The organism is Mesorhizobium sp. Arg314 (assembly GCF_053714275.1).
Window position 1 is genome coordinate 58,766 of sequence record NZ_JBSKBP010000015.1, and the last position, 17,248, is coordinate 76,013.

Here is a 17,248-nt window from a genome sequence, read left to right on the forward strand (position 1 = left end):
TGAACGCTGGGCTTCCAGCCTTTGTTTCAATGTCCAAGCGCCAAGCTGCCCCTCATCTGGCTGCCGCCATCTTCTCCCCGTAAACGGGGAGAAGGGGCCTGTGAGCGATGATTTCGCCAATTTTCAGCGTTTGCAGATGGGCGCCGGCATCGCGGCCAGCCGCTTTCTCCCCGTTCACGGGGAGAAATGCCCGGCAGGGCAATGAGGGGCAGTGCTGACGCCCGCTTGAATTGAATAATCAGCGTCAGCCGAGTGCCTGCCGCGGCATCAGCCGCTCGGCCTCCGCTATCACTTCAGCCGGCGTTACCTTGCCGCCGGCGGGCGCCAGCAAGGTTGACGAGAACGGCCCGCGCGGGCCGGTCAGGCCTGGTTCCGTCGCCAGGAAGATGGCGACGGTCGGCAGGCCGAAGGCGCTGGCGAGGTGGGTGAGGCCGGTGTCGGCACCGATGACGAGCGCCGAGCGACCGAGGACCGCGGCGACATCCGCGAGCGGCGATTTCGCAACCAGCACCGTCCTTGGCACGGCTGCGGCAATGGCTTCCGCGACAGATTTTTCCGCCTCATTCGACCAGGTGACCACCGGCGTGAACTGCCGGTCGGCCAGTTGGCGCGCGGTTTCGATCCAGTCGTCAACCGGCCATTTCTTGTCCTCGCGGCTGGTGCCGTGCAGCAGGAAGGCGGCTTTGCCTTCAACGCCGCGAAGACCGCCTGCCGGCGGCGCGATACCGGAGCGTAGCGCCGACAGATCAGGCTGGTAGCCAAGCGCCAGCCCGAACAGCCGCCTGGTGCGCTCGATGGCGTGCAGGTCGCGCGGCACGGCGTATTTGCGTTGATAAAACAACGTTGCCGAAGGCTCGCGGGCGCTGGCGCGGTCGAGGCCGGCAATCGGCGCGCCGGCCTTAATGGCGACCAGGGCCGACTTCAACAAGCCTTGCGCGTCGATGACGAGATCGTAACGGGAGCCGCGCAGCGCTCGGCGCAGCCCGGCCATCTCGCGCCATGTGCCGCCATCGAACAGCGTCTTGCGCCAGCGCCGGATCGCCACCTTGTGGATGGTTCCAATCGCCGGATGCAGCCCTACGATCCCCGCAAACGGCTCCTCCACGCACCAGTCGAAGTCTATGTCGGGGCGATTGCGTACCGCGTCCTCGACGGCGGGAAACGTGTGAATGACATCGCCCATCGACGATGTCTTGACGATCAGCACTTTCATGCGGCTGCCGGAACCTTGAGCAAACGCTCGGCCGCGGCGGTGACGCGGGCAACATCGAGCGTCTTGAGGCAGTTGAGATGCCCGAGCGGGCAGACCTTCTTGTGGCAGGGCGAACAGGACAGATGAAGCCAGATCAGCTCGGAGCGCTCGCTGAGCGGCGGGGTGTTTTCCGGCGACGTCGAACCGTAGACGGCTACGATCGGCGTGCCGACAGCGGCGGCGACATGCATCAGCCCGCTGTCGTTCGACACCGCAAGCTTCGCCGCCGCGATCAGGTCGATGGCGTCCTCGAGGCGTGTCTTGCCGGCAAGGTCGACGGCGCCCGGCGCCAGGGTGGCGATCTCGCCGGTCACGTCGGCGTCGTTCTTGGAGCCGAGCAGAGCGACGCCCAGACCCTTGGCCATCATGTCCCGGGCAAGCCCGGCATAGTGATCGCTTGGCCAGCGTTTTGCCGGGCCGAACTCGGCGCCGGGCATGAGCACCACGAATTTCCGGCCGGTCAGCCCGAAGCGCGCCAGCAAATCGGCCTGATTGGCCTTGTCGACTGTAAGGCTCGGCGCGCGAAAGGTGCCGCCGCGCGCGAGGCCGAAATAGGCGCGCGCCGTGCGCCGTTTCAGAGCTTCGGGCAGCGGCACGATGTCGGTCAGCAGGCCGTAGCGCATTTCGCGCAAATTGCCGACACGATGCGGGATGCGGGCAAAGAACGGAATCAGCGCCGATTTCCAGCTTCCCGGCAGCACATAGGCCATGTCGTAGCGGCCGCGCAGCAGGCGGCCGAAGCGCCTGCGGCTGCGGAATTCGAGCGCTCCCGGCATCAACGGAAAGTCGATCTGGCTGCGTATCTCGGGCATGCGCTTGACCAGGGGGGCCGCCCAGGCCGGCGCCAGCACATCGATGGCCGCGTGCGGATGCTTTTCCTTCAGCGCCGCAAACAGGCACTGCGCCATAACCATGTCGCCCACCCAGCGTGGGCCGATCACGAGGATCGTTGGGCTTTCAGCCATTCGACATAGTCCCTGACGCCGGTTTCGACTGTGCGGAATTGGCCATTGTAGCCGGCCGCGCGCAAGCGGGACATATCAGCCTGCGTAAAACTCTGGTAGCTGCCCTTGAGGTGGTCGGGGAAGGGGATGAATTCGATCTGCCCTCGGCCAAGTGTGTCGATCACCGTTTCAGCGATGGCGCGGAACGGCTGGGCGCGGCCGGTGCCACAGTTGAAGATGCCGCTCAAACCACGTTTCCACAGCCACAGATTGACCTCCGCAACATCGCCGACATGGATGAAGTCGCGGCTCTGCTCACCAGGGCCGAAGTCGCCATAAGCGCCGAACAATTTTGGATTCTCGCCGCGCTCGACCTGGTTGAACAGGTGGAAGGCGACCGAGGCCATGGCGCCCTTATGCGCCTCGCGCGGCCCGTAGACGTTGAAGTAGCGCAGGCCCACTACCTGGGAATGATCGGTGTCGAAGACGTTGCGACGGACATAGTCATCGAAAAGTTTTTTCGAATAGGCATAGACGTTGAGCGGGTGCTCGAAGTCGGGCTCCTCGCGAAACTCGATGCCGCCGCCATAGACCGAAGCCGACGAGGCATAGAGGAAGGGCACACGCAGCGCCAGGCAAGCGTGCAGCAATCGCTTCGAATAGGCGTAGTTCACCTCCATCATGAACTTGCCGTTCCATTCGGTGGTGGTCGAGCAGGCGCCTTGATGGAAGACGGCCTCGATGCGGCCGAGCGCGCCATCCTCGAGCCGTGCGCAGAAATCGTCCATGTCGAGATAGTCGGCGATACGAAGGTCGGCGAGGTTGGCGATCTTGTGGCCGTCGGTGAGATCGTCGACGACGACGATGTCTTCACGCCCCTCGGCGTTGAGAGCGGCGACGATGTTGGAGCCGATCATGCCGGCGCCGCCCGTGACGATGATCATAAAAGCCTCTGTCTGCTTGCGATTCCGGTCCTTATAAGGGAGGCTGGCCGGGCTGTCGACAAAGCAGGCGTCGTCCTGCGTCTCCGTTCGATGCTTGTCTATTTTGTCCATTTTGTCTATTATGTGCAAAATGGAGCATCTCATGAAACAGTATCCGTCGACCGATCTGAAACAGAATCTCGGTGACGTGCTTGCGGCTGCGAGCCAGCATCCCGTCTCTATCACTCGCCACAACAAGCCGAGGTACGTCCTGATGAGCATCGAGACTTACGAGGCTCGCTTCGTCGACAACAGCCGCCGCGCTTACGCCGCGAAGGATGCCCCATCAGAACATGTCGAGATGCTTGAGGAATACTCTGCAGAGTTGGATCGTGATTAAACCTGTTGCCGCCGACGTCTGGCGATATCCATATCTGTGGTACCGCCAACATGGCGGCGGCGAGACCGAAGGCCGCAAGAACCGACCCATCGCCTTCGTGGCCGTCCTTCCCGGGAAAGCCGGCGGCACGAACCTCTTCATCCTCGCAATCACCTCCACACAGCCGGGTCGCGATCGTGTCGCCGTTGCGATTCCAGAAATTGAACGCCGCCGCGCCGGCCTTGACCCTATCCTCTTTGGGTCATAGTCGATGAGTACAACCACGATATCCTGGAATCGTCAGCCTATTTCGAACCGGGCGCGCGCATCGGCGCATTCAGTCGGTCATTCCACAAGAAAGTCATGGCTGCTTTCATTGCGGTTGTCCGTAAAGGCCATTCCAAAGCCATCCCGCGTGCGGACTGAACGGGCTGCAACCGGATCATGAGGGAACAAGATGCCGTCGACAGAGCTGCTCATCGCGTTTTTCGCCACGACCGCGATCTTCGCCTACATTCCCGGCCCCGCCATGCTTTATGCCGCCGCCCAGACCATGGCACGCGGGCGCTGGTCTGGGCTGACGGCGGCGCTCGGCATCCATCTCGGCGGCTATGTGCATGTCTTCGCGGCGGCCGCCGGCCTGTCCGTCCTGTTTCACGCGGTGCCGCCGCTCTATTTGGCGGTCAAGCTCGTCGGCGCGCTTTATCTGGTCTGGCTCGGCGTTTCCATGTTCCGCAAGCGCACGGATGGCGTTATGGCTCTGCCGGCCATCGAGCGGAAATCGGCCCGTCGCGCCTTTTTCGAAAGCATCACCGTCGAGGTGCTCAATCCGAAGACGGCGATCTTCTTCATGGCGTTCCTGCCGCAATTCGTCGATGCCTCGGCGGCGTTCCCGGTCTGGCTGCAGTTCGTCGTGCTTGGAACCATCGTCAATTTGATGTTCTCCTCGGCCGACATCGCCTGCGTGTTCCTGGCCGGCGCGATGATCGCGCGGCTGCGGCGCTCAGGGCGCGCGCAGCGCCTGATGCAGCGCGCGGGCGGCGCGGTGCTCGTCGGGCTGGGCGTCCATGTCGCCTTGCAGAAGAGCTGAACCAGGCGGGCCGGCGTTGCGCTGGCCCGAATTGCGGTATATCCGCTTCGCTTTGAACGGCCCGCGCCATAATTTTGGCGCTGCACCCTAATTAAGTCTGGCCTTTTTTCGGGCCTGCCTCGAGTAAGATGATCAAGCAATATCTCCCTTCTCCGGAACCGTTGCATCGCACCATCGCCCGCTTCGGCGACGTCACCGTGCTGGTAGTGGGCGATTTCATTCTCGACCGCTTCGTCAGCGGCGTGATCGAGCGCATCTCGCCGGAAGCCCCAATCCCCGTGCTGCATGGAAGGGGCGAGACGGCGAACATGGGTGGCGCCGGCAATGTCGTCTCCAACATCGTTTCGCTGGGTGCAGCCGCTATACCCGTTTCGGTGATCGGGGCCGACCAGGCGGGCAACAATCTGATGCGCATGCTCGGCGAGATCGGCGTCGACACGGACGGGCTTCTGCGACGGCCGGACCGCATGACGTCGTCAAAAAGCCGCTTCAGCGCGCTCAACCAGCAGGTGCTGCGTTTCGACGAGGAAGAGATCAAGCCGCTCACGTCCGCTGAGCGGGCGAAGCTCATCGATCATTTCCAGGCAGTGCTTGGCCGCGCCGACATCGTCATCCTCTCCGACTACGGCAAGGGCATCCTGCTCGACGGCGTCGCCGGCGAGCTGATCGCGATCTGCCGCGATGCCGGCAAGCCGGTGCTGGTCGATCCGAAGGGGCGCGACTATGCGCGCTATGCCGGCGCGACGGCGGTGACGCCGAACCGCAAGGAGCTTGGCGAGGCAGTCGGGCGCAAGGTGTTCGGCGACGACGAGATCGTGGCCGCTGCGCGCGACCTGATCGCCACGCATGATTTCGAGTTCATCGTCGCCACGCGCAGCGAAAAGGGTATGAGCGTGATCTCCGCCGAGGATGCCCGCCACATCTCCACCCAGGCGCGCGAAGTGTTCGACGTTTCCGGCGCCGGCGACACGGTCATCGCGAGTTTCGCGCTTTCGCTCGCCGCCGGCGCCGACCGGGTGCATGCAGCCGTCATCGCCAATGCTGCCGGCGGCGTCGTGGTCGGCAAGCGCGGCACCGCGCGCCTGAACGTCGAGGAGCTGTCCGGTGCGCTGTTTCGCTCACACGGGCCGACCGGGCATCAGGACGCCATCCTCGATTTCAATGCCGCGGCCAGGATGGTGGCCGCCTGGAAGGACGAGGGGTTGACCGTCGGCTTCACCAATGGCTGTTTCGATATCCTGCATGCCGGCCATGTGAGCCTGCTGCATGCCGCGCGCAGCCAGTGCGACCGGCTGGTGCTTGGCCTCAACAGCGACGCCTCTGTGCACCGGCTGAAAGGGCCGGGGCGCCCGGTCAACAACCAGCATGACCGGGCCTGCGTGCTGGCAGCTCTTGCCTCGGTCGACGCCGTCGTCGTCTTCGAGGAGGACACGCCGCTCAAGCTGATCGAGGCGCTTTTGCCGGACATTCTGGTCAAGGGCGCGGATTACACGATCGAGACCGTGGTCGGCGCCGATGTGGTGCAAAAGGCGGGCGGGCGCGTGGTGCTGGTCGATCTCGTCGCCGGCAAGAGCACCACGAACACGATCGGCAAGCTGCGTGCCGCAAACTGAGGGTCTGATGTCCGATTTGAACGATTATCTGGTCCGCTCCGCGGCGGCGATCTCGGCGATGGTCGAGCGCGACCTGACCGGCGAGATGGAACGCGCGGTAAGCACGGTGGTGACCGCGCTTTCGCAAGGCAAGGCGCTGCTGATCTGCGGCAATGGCGGCTCGGCCAGCGATGCCATCCATATCGCCGGCGAGCTGGTCGGCCGCTTCCTGAAGGAACGCAAGGCCTACAACGTCATCGCGCTGCCGGCCAACGCCGCGGTCCTGACCGCCTGGGGCAACGACTATGGCTTCGACACCGTCTTCTCGCGCCAGGTCGAGGCGCATGGGTCGGAAGGCGCGGTGCTGCTGGCGATCTCGACCAGCGGCAATTCGCCGAGCATCCTCGCCGCCGCCGAGCAGGCGCGGGCGATGGCTATGACGGTGATCAGCCTGACCGGCGAGACCGGCGGCAAGCTGAAGCCGCTGACCGACATCCTGCTCAACGTGCCGTCAACCTCGACGCCGATCATCCAGCAGGGGCATCTGTGCCTCTACCATCATCTGTGCGAGGCGGTCGAAGCGCGTCTCAGCAATGGCTGAGAGCGCAGGCTTTCCGCTTGCCGAGCCCGGCCTTTGGGTCGAGCGGACCAGCACCACGAACTTTCCAGCGGGCCGGGCGGCGTTGTTCCTCGACCGTGACGGCACGATCAATGTCGATACCGGCTATCCCGACGATCCGGCGGCCATGGCACTGCGCGACGGCATCGCGCCGGTCATCGAGGCCGCGAACCAGCGCGGCATTCCCGTCGTGGTCGTCACCAACCAGTCCGGCATCGCGCGCGACTATTTCGGCTGGGACGCGTTCGCCCGGGTCAACGGGCGCGTGCTCGATCTGCTGGGCGAAAGGAATGCCTTCGTGGATATGGTGCTTGCCTGCGCCTACCACGAAGCGGGCAGGGGCGCGCTGGCCGTTGCCGATCATCCGATGCGCAAACCCAATCCGGGCATGCTGCTGGAGGCTGGACGTCGGCTTGGCCTCGACCTGAAGCGATCGCTGATCGTCGGCGACAAGCCGGCCGACATGCAAGCCGGCCAGCGCGCCGGCCTTGAGCGTGGCTGGCTCGTCGGAGGCGAAATCTCGACGATGGGCGGGCTCTCGGTTTCGCCCTTGCGCGACGCGACGGACCTCAAGAGCCTAGTCACCGGAGTGCGATCGCTCTGATCGCATACTGATTCAGAATTGATCGCCAAGTCACTGTTTTTGCGCCAGTTCCATCATAAGCCGGCACATCAAGTCTGAAACGCCACCAGCCCTTCATCCTTGACCCGGCGAATGGTCAAGGCGGTGCGCACGGTGTCCACGTTCGGGGCCGAAGCCAGTTGCTCGATGACGAAGGTCTGGAAGGTGCCGAGGTCGCTCGCCACGCAATGCAGCAGGAAATCGGATTCGCCCGAGACCATCCAGGCGTCGCGCACGATCGGCCAGCTGCGCGTGCGCTCGGCGAAGGTTTTCAGCTCGGCATCGGCTTGATGATGCAGGCCGACAAGGCAGAAAGCGACGACATCCATGCCAAGCGCCGGCGCATTGAGGAGGGCCCGATAGCCTCGAATGATGCCGGCCTCTTCCAGCCGCCTTACGCGGCGCAGGCAAGGCGGCGCCGAGATGCCGACACGGCTCGACAGTTCGACATTGGTCATGCGCCCGTCTCCCTGCAGTTCGCGCAGGATCTTCCAGTCGATGGCGTCGAGGTCGGCTTTCAAGGGCATGGCGGTCTCGGCTCTTGCGCAAGAATCTTTCGCAATTTTGTAATTAAACGACTTTTGTGTCCGCGCCACCCCTCATCGGCGTAATTTTTCAGGCGTAACAAAAGTCGCGATTTAGCGAATATCCTGTTGATCGCAGCTTTCCGGGGACGACGGTCCGTTCGTCTTGCTGCCATGGTTGGCAACCCTTACATTAACCGCGATAAACCACGGCCTTGCGCCGCAGGGGACTTTTTCATGAACACCAAGCATGCACCCGTTCTCATCATCGGCTCCGGTCCGGCCGGCTATACGGCAGCGGTCTATGCCGCCCGCGCCATGCTGAAGCCGATGCTGGTCGCCGGCCTGCAGCAGGGCGGCCAGCTGATGATCACCACCGACGTCGAAAACTATCCGGGCTTCGCCGATCCGATCCAGGGTCCCTGGCTGATGGAACAAATGCTGAAGCAGGCCGAGCATGTCGGTACCGACATCGTCAACGACATCATCACCGAGGTCGATCTCAATGTGCGGCCGTTCCGCGCCACTGGCGATTCCGGCACGGTCTACACGGCGGATGCGCTGATCATCGCCACCGGCGCGCAGGCCAAGTGGCTGGGCATCCCGTCGGAGCAGACTTTCATGGGGTTCGGCGTTTCGGCCTGCGCCACCTGCGACGGGTTCTTCTATCGCGGCAAGGACGTCGCGGTGGTCGGCGGCGGCAATTCCGCGGTCGAGGAAGCGCTCTATCTGTCGAACCTCGCCAAGAGCGTCACCGTCATCCACCGCCGCAGCGATTTCCGCGCCGAGCGCATCCTGCGCGAGCGGCTGCTCAAGAAGGACAATGTCCGCGTCATCTGGGACACGGTCGTCGACGAGATCACCGGACGGCCGGGCAAGGCGCCGCTGCCGCCTTCGGTGGAAGGCCTGACGCTGCGCAATGTGGTGACCGGCCAGGAATCGAAGCTGCCGGTCGACGGCGTGTTCGTTGCGATCGGTCATGCGCCGGCAGTGGAGCTCTTTGCCGGCAAGCTGAAGCACAAGCCGAACGGCTATCTGTGGACGGCGCCGGATTCGACCCGCACCGACGTGCCCGGCGTGTTCGCCGCCGGCGACGTCACCGACGACGTCTACCGCCAGGCGGTGACGGCGGCGGGGCTTGGCTGCATGGCGGCGCTCGAGGCGGAAAAATACCTGGCCGGGATCGAGGTTCACCGCGAAGCAGCGGAATAACAAATCGGCTGAGAAAAGCCGTTTAAAAGCCTGATTTTTCATTCAGACGCCAAAGGCAACGCGAGGGGAATCATGGCGCTGGACTGGGACAAATTACGCGTATTTCACGCAGCGGCGGAGGCTGGGTCGTTCACTCATGCCGCCGAGACGCTGCATCTGTCGCAATCGGCCATTTCGCGGCAGGTCAGCGCGCTGGAGCATGATGTCGGCGTAGCGCTGTTCCATCGCCATGCGCGCGGCCTGGTGCTGACCGAGCAGGGCGAGATGCTGTTCCGCACTGCACATGACGTGCTGATGAAGCTGGAAACCATCAAGACGCGGCTGACCGAGACCAAGGACCGGCCGTCGGGCGTGCTGCGGGTGACGACGACAGTGGGCCTGGGCGCCGGCTGGCTGACCGAGCGCGTGCAGGAATTCATCGAGCTCTATCCAGAAATCAGCCTGCAGCTGATCCTCGCCAATGAGGAACTCGACCTCACCATGCGCCAGGCCGATTGCGCCATCCGACTGCGCCAGCCGCAGCAGCCGGACCTTATCCAGCGCCGGCTGTTCACGGTGCATTTTCATCTCTATGCGGCGCCGTCCTATATCGCGAAGTTCGGCAAGCCGGCCTCGATCGCCGAACTCAGGAACCATCGCATCGTCACCTTCGGCGTGCCGGTGCCGTCGCATCTGTCGGAGCTGAACTGGTTGGAGACCGTCGGCGATTTCGAGGGCGCGCAGCGCGTGCCGACGTTGCAGATCAACGACATCCTGTCGATCAAGCGGGCGGTGCAGGGCGGCGCCGGCATCGCCATGCTGCCCGACTATGTCATCAGCAAGGACACGAACCTGATCCAGCTGTTGCCGGAGACCGAGGTGCCGTCTTTCGACACCTATTTCGCCTATCCCGACGCGATGAAGAACCAGGCGAAGCTGCACGTTTTTCGCGACTTCATCATCGCGAAGGCGCGGAGCTGGTCTTATTAAATTGGGGATCGTTCACCCGCGCCAGGGCGTCAGCCGCGGCAGCCAGCCGGGCACGGCGCGGCGGTAGATCTCGTATTCTTCGCCGTAGCGGCTGGCGAGCGTCGGCTCTTCGTAGAACTTGACGAAAGAGACCATCGCCGTCGCGGCGATGAGGCCGTAGATCAGAACCGCCCAGCTCGAAAAGATCAGCGCCTGGCCAAGGATAATCGCCAGCACGGCCACGTACATAGGGTTGCGCACATGGCGGTAGATGCCGCCGACGACCAGCTTCTCGGTCGGCGCCACGGGAGCGGGCGTGCCAAGGCCCTCAAGGGCAAAGCGGGCGAAGGCATGAAGCAGAATGGCAGCCGCCCCGACCACAAGGATCGCGCCCGCAGGCACGAAGCCCAGCAGAGCCGATAGAGGCTTGCGATAGTGGTCGGTCAGCAGCCATGGCGCCAGGCCGGCGACAATGCCGGGTGCCGCGACTAGGAACAGCGCGCTGCCGGCGATTGCCGAAAAAGTTCGCATCAAACGTCTCCTGCCGTAAAAATGAACTCGGCTTGCCGAAATCGACATCATTTTGCCGGCTCGCAATATTTCCGAGCAAATCGGCTCGATTTCGCATTTAAGCAGTCGCTTTAGGGCCGGAAACGCGCCGGAATTGGCGATTTTTCTGGTCCTATGGGTTTCGGGAACAGGTTGGACCACAGCCTGCGCCTTTTTGCATGCGTGTGTTGCAAAATAGATGCTTGTTTCTTGGGCATGATGAGCACATATATATTCACATCTCCAGGGCGCGTTCTCCTCCCATTAGCGCCCTCGAGTGTTCCCCTCTGGAGGTTAGCCTTAATCGGCACTTCCAATCAAACTCAGCCGGATCTTTATTGATCCGGCTTTTTTGTTGCCCGTATTGCCTTCGAGCCGGGAAGAAAACGACTGAATCCGCCGCGTAACAGTGACATGTAACATCGGGTAACATGTCGCAGACGCAATCCATCGATTAAGTAGATCATAGGACGCGGTTGGTCGGTTCGGGAGATGGGGGCATCACTCGAAATGACCGGGCTCAGGCAGCTACCGCGTCCGAACCATTTTCCCGGATACGGCGAACCTGCCGTTGCCTCCCAGGAAGTCGGTCCGCAATAAAAACGGCGTCCGGTTCAACCGGACGCCGTTTTCACAATCGTCAGCAGAAGCTCGGTCAGGCAGCCTTGCCATTGGCGTTCATCGCCTCGTCGGCGAGGCGGCCAGTGAGCTCGGCCATGTGGTCGAACGCTGCCTTGTAACTGGCGACGCCGGCCGTCGCGGAGCGCAGCTCGATGATCAGGTCACCGATTTCGGCCTGCGGCATGGTCGCCTCGACCACATCCCAGCCCGGCCAGTCAGGGCGTGCGTCGTAACCGAGGATCTGACCGCGTCGCTGCGGGATCAACGCGATGATCTTCGAGGTCGCGTCGGAGGGCGTGACGATCTCCACCTTCATCACCGGTTCCAGCAGGACCGGCGAACAGGCAGCCATGCCTTCCCTCATCGCGAGCTTGGCGGCCATCTGGAAGGCCATGTCGGAGGAGTCGACCGCGTGGTAGGACCCGTCCGACAGGTTGACGGCGACGTCGACGACCGGGAAGCCGAGCGGACCCGTCTTCAGATAGTCGCGAATGCCCGTCTCGACCGACTGGATGTAGGTCTTCGGCACCACGCCGCCAGTGATGGTGTCGGAGAACTGGAAACCCGAGCCGCGCGGCAGCGGCTTGATCTCGATCACCACGTCGCCGAACTGGCCGTGGCCGCCGGATTGCTTCTTGTGGCGGCCGCGCTGCTGCGCCGATTTGCGGATGGTTTCGCGGTAGGGCACCGCCGGTGCATGACCCTCGATTGGAATCTGGTTCTTGCCCTCGAGGCGCTCGCGCACCACGCGCAGGTGCATTTCGCCGTGGCCCGACAGGACGGTTTCGGCGGAGTCCTGGTTGTGGCGCAGGCTGAGCGACGGATCCTCCTCGGCAAGCCGCTGGATGGCCGCCGACATCTTGACCTCGTCCTTGCGCTCCTTGGGGCGAAGCGCGAAGGCAAAGACGGGCTGCGGCGGCTCCAGCGCGATCAATGGCCGGATGCCGCCCTTGGCCGAACTCAGCGTCTGGCCGGTCTTGACGTTGTCGAGCTTGCCGAGAGCAACCGTGTCGCCCGCCTTGGCCGATGTCAGCTTCGACTGGTCCTTGCCGAGCATCCTGTAGATGCCGGAAACCTTCGCCGTGTCACCATTGGAGAGGAAAAGCTCGGCCGCGTCTGCCAATTGGCCGGAGAGCACACGCGACACCGAAAGCTTGCCGCCATGCGCGGTGTGGATGGTCTTCATCACCTGCACCACCGTCTGGCCGTCCGGCGCGCCAAGGCGCTTCCTCGTTGCCTCGATATCCGGCGCATCGTGGCGAATGGCCTTCAACAGGCGCAGCACGCCATTGCCCTTCTCGGCTGTGCCGATCAGCACCGGCGTCACCGCGCCGGCGCGCAGGTCGGCTGTGAGATCGTCGAAGATCGCATCCTTGGGCGGCTCGATCTCCTCCAGCAACTGCTCCATCAGATGATCGTCGTGGTCGGCGAGCGTCTCCAGCATGGAGAAACGCGCTTCCAGTTCGCGCGCCTTGTCGTCGCCCGGAATGTCGGCGACTTCGCTCTCGGCGTATTCCCGGTAGATATAGGCGCGCTCCAGCGCCAGATCGATCGAGCCAATAACGACGCCGTCCTTGCGCACCGGAATCTGGCGCAGCAGCAGCGGTACCGAACTTGCCGGCTGCAGCATCTTCAGCGTCTCGCGCACGCCTGCAATGGCCTTGTCGACCTTGTTGAGGAACAGGATGCGGGGAATGGCGAGATCGTCGAGCTTGCGCATGATGAGCTGGAGCGCAGGGATCTTCTTTTCGTCGGCCTCGGCGACGACGACCGCGAGGTCGCAAGCGGCAAGCACCGGTTCGGCCTCGAAGGCGAATTCGATGGAGCCGGGGCAATCGACGAAAGTGAGCTGCTCGCCCATGAAATCGGTGGTGGCGAAGGTCGCCTCGACGCTCATGGCGTGGGCGCGGGCCTCGGGCGAATGATCGGAAACGGTGTTGCCCATTGAAACGGGTGACTGGCGGGGAATGGCGCCCGTGCGGGCGAGTATTGCTTCGAGAAGTGTCGTCTTACCGCTTGCAAAGGGACCGACTATGGCGATGCATTTCGGTCCCGTGCGTCGTCCTCCGGCGCGAGTACCCATGGCTGACCTCCACTCAGGCGTTTCCCAAGAGAGCGATCAGCAAAAGTGAAAACCGGTTTTGCGTCCGATCGCACCCTATGCAGAGCGGCGGCCGGCCTGTTCGGCCGTCGCGGGCGGAGTTTATTCACCCCTGCCCAAGACCATCGTCACACGGGTTTGCCGGGAGGGCAAGAAAAATAGGATATTCGCCGGCTTGGTTCATCAGGCCGCCATTTTCCGTCAGGCTGTGAGGGCGAGGGGGTCGCGAGCGGCGACGCACAACGCGCTTGCCTTGTCGCGGGGCGCCGGTTTGCCGAAGAAATATCCCTGGAAGCGGTTGCAGCCGGCGGCCCTGGCAAGCGTGAATTCCTCCGCGGTTTCGACACCTTCCGCGACGATTGAGATCTCCTGGATGCGCGCGATCTGGGCAAGTGCCGAAACGAAGATCTGCGCCACCTGATCATGCGCGAGGCTGCGGATATAGGAACGGTCGATCTTGACGCTGTCGATAGGCAGCGACTTCAGATAGTTGAAGCCGCAATGGCCGGTGCCGAAGTCGTCGAGCGCCATGTGGAAGCCGAGGCCGCGCAGCGCCTCAAGGCGCCTGAGGACTTCGGGCGTCGCGGCCGTCGCCACCGTCTCGGTGATTTCGATGATGAACTGCGACGCGGAGCGGCCGGTCTCGCGCAGGATTCGGTCGCACATCGTGACGATCTCGTCGCGCTTCAACTGTTCGCCGGAGACGTTGATCGAGATGCGCCGTCCGGGAAAATGGCCGATGTCGGCACAGGCGCGCTTAAAAACCCATTCGCCGATCATGTCGATCAGCGTCGAGCGCTCGGCGATCGGGATGAACTCCGCCGGCGAGATCAAGCCGCGCACGGGATGACGCCAGCGGATCAACCCTTCCAGCGCGTCGACCGAGCCGTCGGGATCGACGATCGGCTGGTAGTGCAGTTCCAACTCGCCGAGGTAGATTGCGGCGCGCAACTCGCGTTCCACCAGCCGGCGGTAGCGTTTGTCGGACAGCATCTCCTCGTCGAAAACGGTGACGCGGCCGCGGCCGCCCGCCTTGCTTTCGTAGAGCGCGAGGTCGGCCAGCAGCATCAATTCGGTGCCGTTCGAAGCATGCAGCGGCGCGAGCGCGACGCCCACCGAGATCGACAGCGGAATGATCTTGCCTTCATGTCTTTTGCCGGCCCGCATCGCATCCAGCAGCCTGCGCACGTCCTTGCTGATGACGGCGACGTCGCCATGCGGAACCATGACGCCGAACTCGTCGCCGCCGAGCCGTCCGATGACGCCGTCTTCGAAGATGCGCTGGGCTTCCGTGACCAGATGCGCCAGCGCCAGATCGCCGAACTGATGGCCGAACGTGTCGTTGAGCTGCTTGAAATGATCGAGGTCGATCAAAAGCAGGCTCGCCTGGCGACGGTTGCGCAAACCGCCCAGCCGGTCGCGCAGCGCTTCGATGAAATAGCGCCGGGTCATGGCGCCGGTCATGGCATCGACAGTGAGAAAGCGGTGCTTCTCGGCTTCCGCGTCCGCCGCCGATCGCAGGCTCTGGACGACGCTCGAGCGCATATACATCAACACCAGAAGCGCCAGACAGGTCGACGCCACCGACATGGCCAGCGCGCCGGCGCGGGAGGCGTTCTCCGTCAGCACGAAAGCCGCGAGCCCGGTGGCGGCGATGCTCATCGCGAGCAAGGCCTGGATGCCGCGATAAATCCGGCCGCTGTGATCCTTGATTGTTGCCAAGATACTCATGTCCGCGCCCCCACAGCACGCGCCATGACTAGGACCGCAGCCGTTAATAAACATTGAGCGCGGCTCCTTCTTCCGCCTATTCTTTCACGAATGGATGCACGCAGCGTTTTTATGGTTAAAAAGCAACGATTTATGACAGTATTTATACATCCTAATATGGCATTTCACCTGGTGCTTGAGCTCGAAGCCGAGGCTGCCGCCCGGCAACAGCCTAAAGCTGGTTGCAATGGCCCCCCTACAGGATGAAACTGCTGCCCGAGACGCCGCGTGCGGCCCGTGTTCGACCAGCGAGTTCGAGGATTTGAACGATGAAGTTTATTGCGTGCGGCAGCGTGCCGACGATCGTCGCGCCCGAGGCGTATTTCACCGGGCGAGTGCTGCAGACGCCGATCATCGAGAAGGAAGCGCCGGCACGACTCAGAGCGACACTCGTCAGCTTCGAGCCCGGCGCACGCACCCATTGGCACACGCATCCGCTCGGGCAGACGCTCTATGTCACCGCTGGCGCCGGACTTGCCCAGACTTGGGGCGAGCCGATCCAAACGATCAGGGCAGGGGACGTCATTTCCTTCGCGTCGGGCGAAAAACATTGGCACGGCGCCGGATGGAAAACCGCCATGACCCATATCGCGATGCAGGAGGCGCTGGACGGTGTCCACGCCGATTGGATGGAGCAAGTTTCCGACGAGCAATATGGTGGCTGATTAGCGCTCAACAAAAACCCGGCTTCCTGAACGGATCCCCGAAAGTTGGACACAACCCTCGGGGGCCAGCCCACGAAGCCGGGCTTTTCGCGGTGGCTGCCGCGTTGTCGATCAGGTCAGCGACGCGGTAAAGCGCTGGATGCGCGTGCAGGCTTCCTCCAGCAACGCATCCGACGTGGCGTAGGAGATGCGGAAGTTCGGTCCGAGGCCAAAGGCCGAGCCGAACACCACCGCGACACCTTCGGCCTCCAGCAATTCCGAGCAGAAGGCCTCGTCATTGTCGATCACCTTGCCCGTCTTGGTCTTCTTGCCGATCAACTGGGCGCAGGACGGATAGACGTAGAAGGCGCCTTCCGGCGACGGGCAGGTGATGCCGCGCGCCTGGTTGAGCATCGAGACGACGAGGTCGCGCCGGCCCTGGAAGATCGCCTTGTTCCTGGCAATGAAATCCTGCGGACCGTTGAGCGCCTCGACGGAAGCCCATTGCGCGATGGTGCAGGCGCCGGAAGTCTGCTGGCCCTGGATCATGTCCATCGCCTTGATGAGCGGCACCGGGCCGGCGGCGTAGCCGATGCGCCAGCCGGTCATGGCATAGGCTTTCGACACACCGTTCATGGTCAGCGTGCGCTCGTAGAGGCTGGGCTCGACCTCGGCGATGGTCTTGAAGACAAAGTCGCCATAGGTCAGGTGCTCATACATGTCGTCGGTCAGCGTCCAGACATGCGGATGCTTGAGGAGCACATCGGCCAAGGCCCGCAGTTCGGCCTGCGTGTAGGCGGCGCCCGAGGGGTTGGACGGCGAGTTCATCAACAGCCACTTGGTCTTCGGCGTGATCGCCTTTTCCAGCACTTGCGGTGTCAGCTTGAAGCCGTTCTCGATCGAGGTGTCGGCGAAGACCGACGTGCCGCCGCAGATCGCCACCATTTCGGGATAGCTCACCCAGTAGGGGCGCGGGATGATGACTTCGTCGCCAGGGTTCAGCGTCGCCATGAAGGCGTTGAACAGGATCTGCTTGCCGCCGGTGCCGACGATGGTCTGCTCCGGCCGGTAATCGAGATTGTTCTCGCGCTTGAACTTCTTGGCAATCGCCTCGCGCAGCGGCACGATGCCGGAAACCGGCGGATATTTGGTCTCGCCACGGCGGATCGCGTCGATCGCCGCGTTCTTGATGTTGTCGGGCGTATCGAAGTCCGGCTCGCCGGCGCCGAGGCCGATCACGTCACGGCCGGCATTTTTCAGCTCACGCGCTTTCTGCGTCACCGCGATGGTCGCGGAAGGCTTAACGCGGGAAAGGGCGTCGGCAAGAAAGGCCATGACAAAATGTCTCCTAGGGAAAGCGGCCAGGAGCGGCCGCGGCGCCTCTCATGTCGCATCATCTCGCGAAGCGCAAGCATTGTGCAATGAGCCAGAGGTCAAGGAGGCGTGAGCGGCAACGCT

General features: G+C 63.2%; 16 protein-coding genes. 8 read left to right on the plus strand and 8 right to left on the minus strand.

From position 1 onward, the window contains the following. Positions 1-244 precede the first annotated feature (244 nt). The 3 genes from waaC to rfaD are packed head-to-tail and all read right to left on the minus strand — an operon-like array spanning position 245 to position 3,140. Entirely contained in the window at positions 245-1,213 is a 969-nt protein-coding gene (gene waaC / locus ACWGS9_RS17905) for a lipopolysaccharide heptosyltransferase I (RefSeq protein ID WP_454506494.1), read from the minus strand. Further along, entirely contained in the window at positions 1,210-2,217 is a 1,008-nt protein-coding gene (gene waaF / locus ACWGS9_RS17910; RefSeq protein WP_454506495.1) for a lipopolysaccharide heptosyltransferase II, read from the minus strand. The genes waaC and waaF overlap by 4 nt, the downstream gene beginning before the upstream one ends. After that, the gene (gene rfaD / locus ACWGS9_RS17915; RefSeq protein ID WP_454506496.1) at positions 2,190-3,140 is read right to left on the minus strand and encodes an ADP-glyceromanno-heptose 6-epimerase; all 951 of its coding nucleotides are present in this window, start codon (positions 3,138-3,140) and stop codon (positions 2,190-2,192) included. Before rfaD ends, waaF begins: the two co-directional genes overlap by 28 nt. 142 nt (positions 3,141-3,282) lie before the next feature. Here rfaD and ACWGS9_RS17920 point away from each other — a divergent pair, with 142 nt between their 5' ends. From ACWGS9_RS17920 to ACWGS9_RS17940, 5 genes are all read left to right on the plus strand, one after another. Next, positions 3,283-3,519: a type II toxin-antitoxin system Phd/YefM family antitoxin gene (locus ACWGS9_RS17920; RefSeq protein WP_454506497.1), complete on the plus strand. Its 237-nt coding sequence runs from the start codon at positions 3,283-3,285 to the stop codon at positions 3,517-3,519. 436 nt (positions 3,520-3,955) lie between these two features. Continuing rightward, positions 3,956-4,588 carry a LysE family translocator gene (locus tag ACWGS9_RS17925; RefSeq protein ID WP_454506498.1) on the plus strand — a complete coding sequence of 211 codons (633 nt, stop codon included), beginning with the start codon at positions 3,956-3,958 and terminating at the stop codon, positions 4,586-4,588. A gap of 128 nt (positions 4,589-4,716) precedes the next feature. After that, complete coding sequence (gene rfaE1, locus ACWGS9_RS17930; RefSeq protein WP_454506499.1) at positions 4,717-6,201, plus strand: D-glycero-beta-D-manno-heptose-7-phosphate kinase; 1,485 nt, start codon at positions 4,717-4,719, stop codon at positions 6,199-6,201. A 7-nt stretch (positions 6,202-6,208) separates the two neighbouring features. Beyond that, positions 6,209-6,781 (plus strand): D-sedoheptulose-7-phosphate isomerase, encoded by a 573-nt coding sequence (locus tag ACWGS9_RS17935; RefSeq protein ID WP_454506500.1) that lies wholly within the window; start codon positions 6,209-6,211, stop codon positions 6,779-6,781. Beyond that, positions 6,774-7,403: a D-glycero-alpha-D-manno-heptose-1,7-bisphosphate 7-phosphatase gene (locus tag ACWGS9_RS17940; protein WP_454506501.1), complete on the plus strand. Its 630-nt coding sequence runs from the start codon at positions 6,774-6,776 to the stop codon at positions 7,401-7,403. The genes ACWGS9_RS17935 and ACWGS9_RS17940 overlap by 8 nt, the downstream gene beginning before the upstream one ends. A gap of 68 nt (positions 7,404-7,471) precedes the next feature. Here ACWGS9_RS17940 and ACWGS9_RS17945 read toward each other — a convergent pair whose 3' ends face one another. Beyond that, positions 7,472-7,948 (minus strand): Lrp/AsnC family transcriptional regulator, encoded by a 477-nt coding sequence (locus ACWGS9_RS17945; protein ID WP_454506502.1) that lies wholly within the window; start codon positions 7,946-7,948, stop codon positions 7,472-7,474. Positions 7,949-8,182: 234 nt separating this feature from the next. On the opposite strand from ACWGS9_RS17945, the gene trxB reads away from it, so the two are divergent. Together trxB and ACWGS9_RS17955 are read left to right on the plus strand one after the other, a co-directional pair. Next, a complete protein-coding gene (trxB, locus tag ACWGS9_RS17950) occupies positions 8,183-9,157 on the plus strand; it encodes a thioredoxin-disulfide reductase (RefSeq protein ID WP_454506503.1) in 975 nt (324 codons plus the stop codon). Between the two features lie 72 nt (positions 9,158-9,229). Continuing rightward, positions 9,230-10,126, plus strand: a complete 897-nt coding sequence (locus tag ACWGS9_RS17955; protein WP_140754530.1) for a LysR family transcriptional regulator — start codon at positions 9,230-9,232, stop codon at positions 10,124-10,126. A gap of 12 nt (positions 10,127-10,138) precedes the next feature. Here ACWGS9_RS17955 and ACWGS9_RS17960 read toward each other — a convergent pair whose 3' ends face one another. From ACWGS9_RS17960 to ACWGS9_RS17970, 3 genes are all read right to left on the minus strand, one after another. After that, entirely contained in the window at positions 10,139-10,636 is a 498-nt protein-coding gene (locus ACWGS9_RS17960) for a methyltransferase family protein (RefSeq protein ID WP_454506504.1), read from the minus strand. Positions 10,637-11,309: 673 nt separating this feature from the next. Then, complete coding sequence (locus ACWGS9_RS17965; RefSeq protein WP_454506505.1) at positions 11,310-13,358, minus strand: elongation factor G; 2,049 nt, start codon at positions 13,356-13,358, stop codon at positions 11,310-11,312. Between the two features lie 219 nt (positions 13,359-13,577). Then, on the minus strand, positions 13,578-15,107 hold the full coding sequence (locus ACWGS9_RS17970) for a putative bifunctional diguanylate cyclase/phosphodiesterase (RefSeq protein WP_454506506.1): 1,530 nt from the start codon (positions 15,105-15,107) through the stop codon (positions 13,578-13,580). A 308-nt stretch (positions 15,108-15,415) separates the two neighbouring features. Here ACWGS9_RS17970 and ACWGS9_RS17975 point away from each other — a divergent pair, with 308 nt between their 5' ends. Next, on the plus strand, positions 15,416-15,811 hold the full coding sequence (locus tag ACWGS9_RS17975; protein ID WP_454506507.1) for a (R)-mandelonitrile lyase: 396 nt from the start codon (positions 15,416-15,418) through the stop codon (positions 15,809-15,811). Between the two features lie 111 nt (positions 15,812-15,922). Here the strand turns inward: ACWGS9_RS17975 and ACWGS9_RS17980 are convergent, their stop codons facing one another. After that, the gene (locus tag ACWGS9_RS17980; RefSeq protein WP_454506508.1) at positions 15,923-17,125 is read right to left on the minus strand and encodes a pyridoxal phosphate-dependent aminotransferase; all 1,203 of its coding nucleotides are present in this window, start codon (positions 17,123-17,125) and stop codon (positions 15,923-15,925) included. Positions 17,126-17,248 lie beyond the last annotated feature (123 nt).

What these genes read in the sequence shown, in the direction of transcription:
- ACWGS9_RS17960 (WP_454506504.1), bottom strand. Translation starts at nt 10,636, where the DNA reads ATGCGAACTTTTTCGGCAATCGCCGGCAGCGCGCTGTTCCTAGTCGCG.
- waaF (WP_454506495.1), bottom strand. Translation starts at nt 2,217, where the DNA reads ATGGCTGAAAGCCCAACGATCCTCGTGATCGGCCCACGCTGGGTGGGC.
- rfaD (WP_454506496.1), bottom strand. Translation starts at nt 3,140, where the DNA reads ATGATCATCGTCACGGGCGGCGCCGGCATGATCGGCTCCAACATCGTC.
- ACWGS9_RS17975 (WP_454506507.1), top strand. Translation starts at nt 15,416, where the DNA reads ATGAAGTTTATTGCGTGCGGCAGCGTGCCGACGATCGTCGCGCCCGAG.
- ACWGS9_RS17925 (WP_454506498.1), top strand. Translation starts at nt 3,956, where the DNA reads ATGCCGTCGACAGAGCTGCTCATCGCGTTTTTCGCCACGACCGCGATC.
- ACWGS9_RS17965 (WP_454506505.1), bottom strand. Translation starts at nt 13,358, where the DNA reads ATGGGTACTCGCGCCGGAGGACGACGCACGGGACCGAAATGCATCGCC.
- ACWGS9_RS17980 (WP_454506508.1), bottom strand. Translation starts at nt 17,125, where the DNA reads ATGGCCTTTCTTGCCGACGCCCTTTCCCGCGTTAAGCCTTCCGCGACC.
- ACWGS9_RS17940 (WP_454506501.1), top strand. Translation starts at nt 6,774, where the DNA reads ATGGCTGAGAGCGCAGGCTTTCCGCTTGCCGAGCCCGGCCTTTGGGTC.
- ACWGS9_RS17920 (WP_454506497.1), top strand. Translation starts at nt 3,283, where the DNA reads ATGAAACAGTATCCGTCGACCGATCTGAAACAGAATCTCGGTGACGTG.
- trxB (WP_454506503.1), top strand. Translation starts at nt 8,183, where the DNA reads ATGAACACCAAGCATGCACCCGTTCTCATCATCGGCTCCGGTCCGGCC.
- waaC (WP_454506494.1), bottom strand. Translation starts at nt 1,213, where the DNA reads ATGAAAGTGCTGATCGTCAAGACATCGTCGATGGGCGATGTCATTCAC.
- ACWGS9_RS17970 (WP_454506506.1), bottom strand. Translation starts at nt 15,107, where the DNA reads ATGAGTATCTTGGCAACAATCAAGGATCACAGCGGCCGGATTTATCGC.
- ACWGS9_RS17955 (WP_140754530.1), top strand. Translation starts at nt 9,230, where the DNA reads ATGGCGCTGGACTGGGACAAATTACGCGTATTTCACGCAGCGGCGGAG.
- ACWGS9_RS17935 (WP_454506500.1), top strand. Translation starts at nt 6,209, where the DNA reads ATGTCCGATTTGAACGATTATCTGGTCCGCTCCGCGGCGGCGATCTCG.
- ACWGS9_RS17945 (WP_454506502.1), bottom strand. Translation starts at nt 7,948, where the DNA reads ATGCCCTTGAAAGCCGACCTCGACGCCATCGACTGGAAGATCCTGCGC.
- rfaE1 (WP_454506499.1), top strand. Translation starts at nt 4,717, where the DNA reads ATGATCAAGCAATATCTCCCTTCTCCGGAACCGTTGCATCGCACCATC.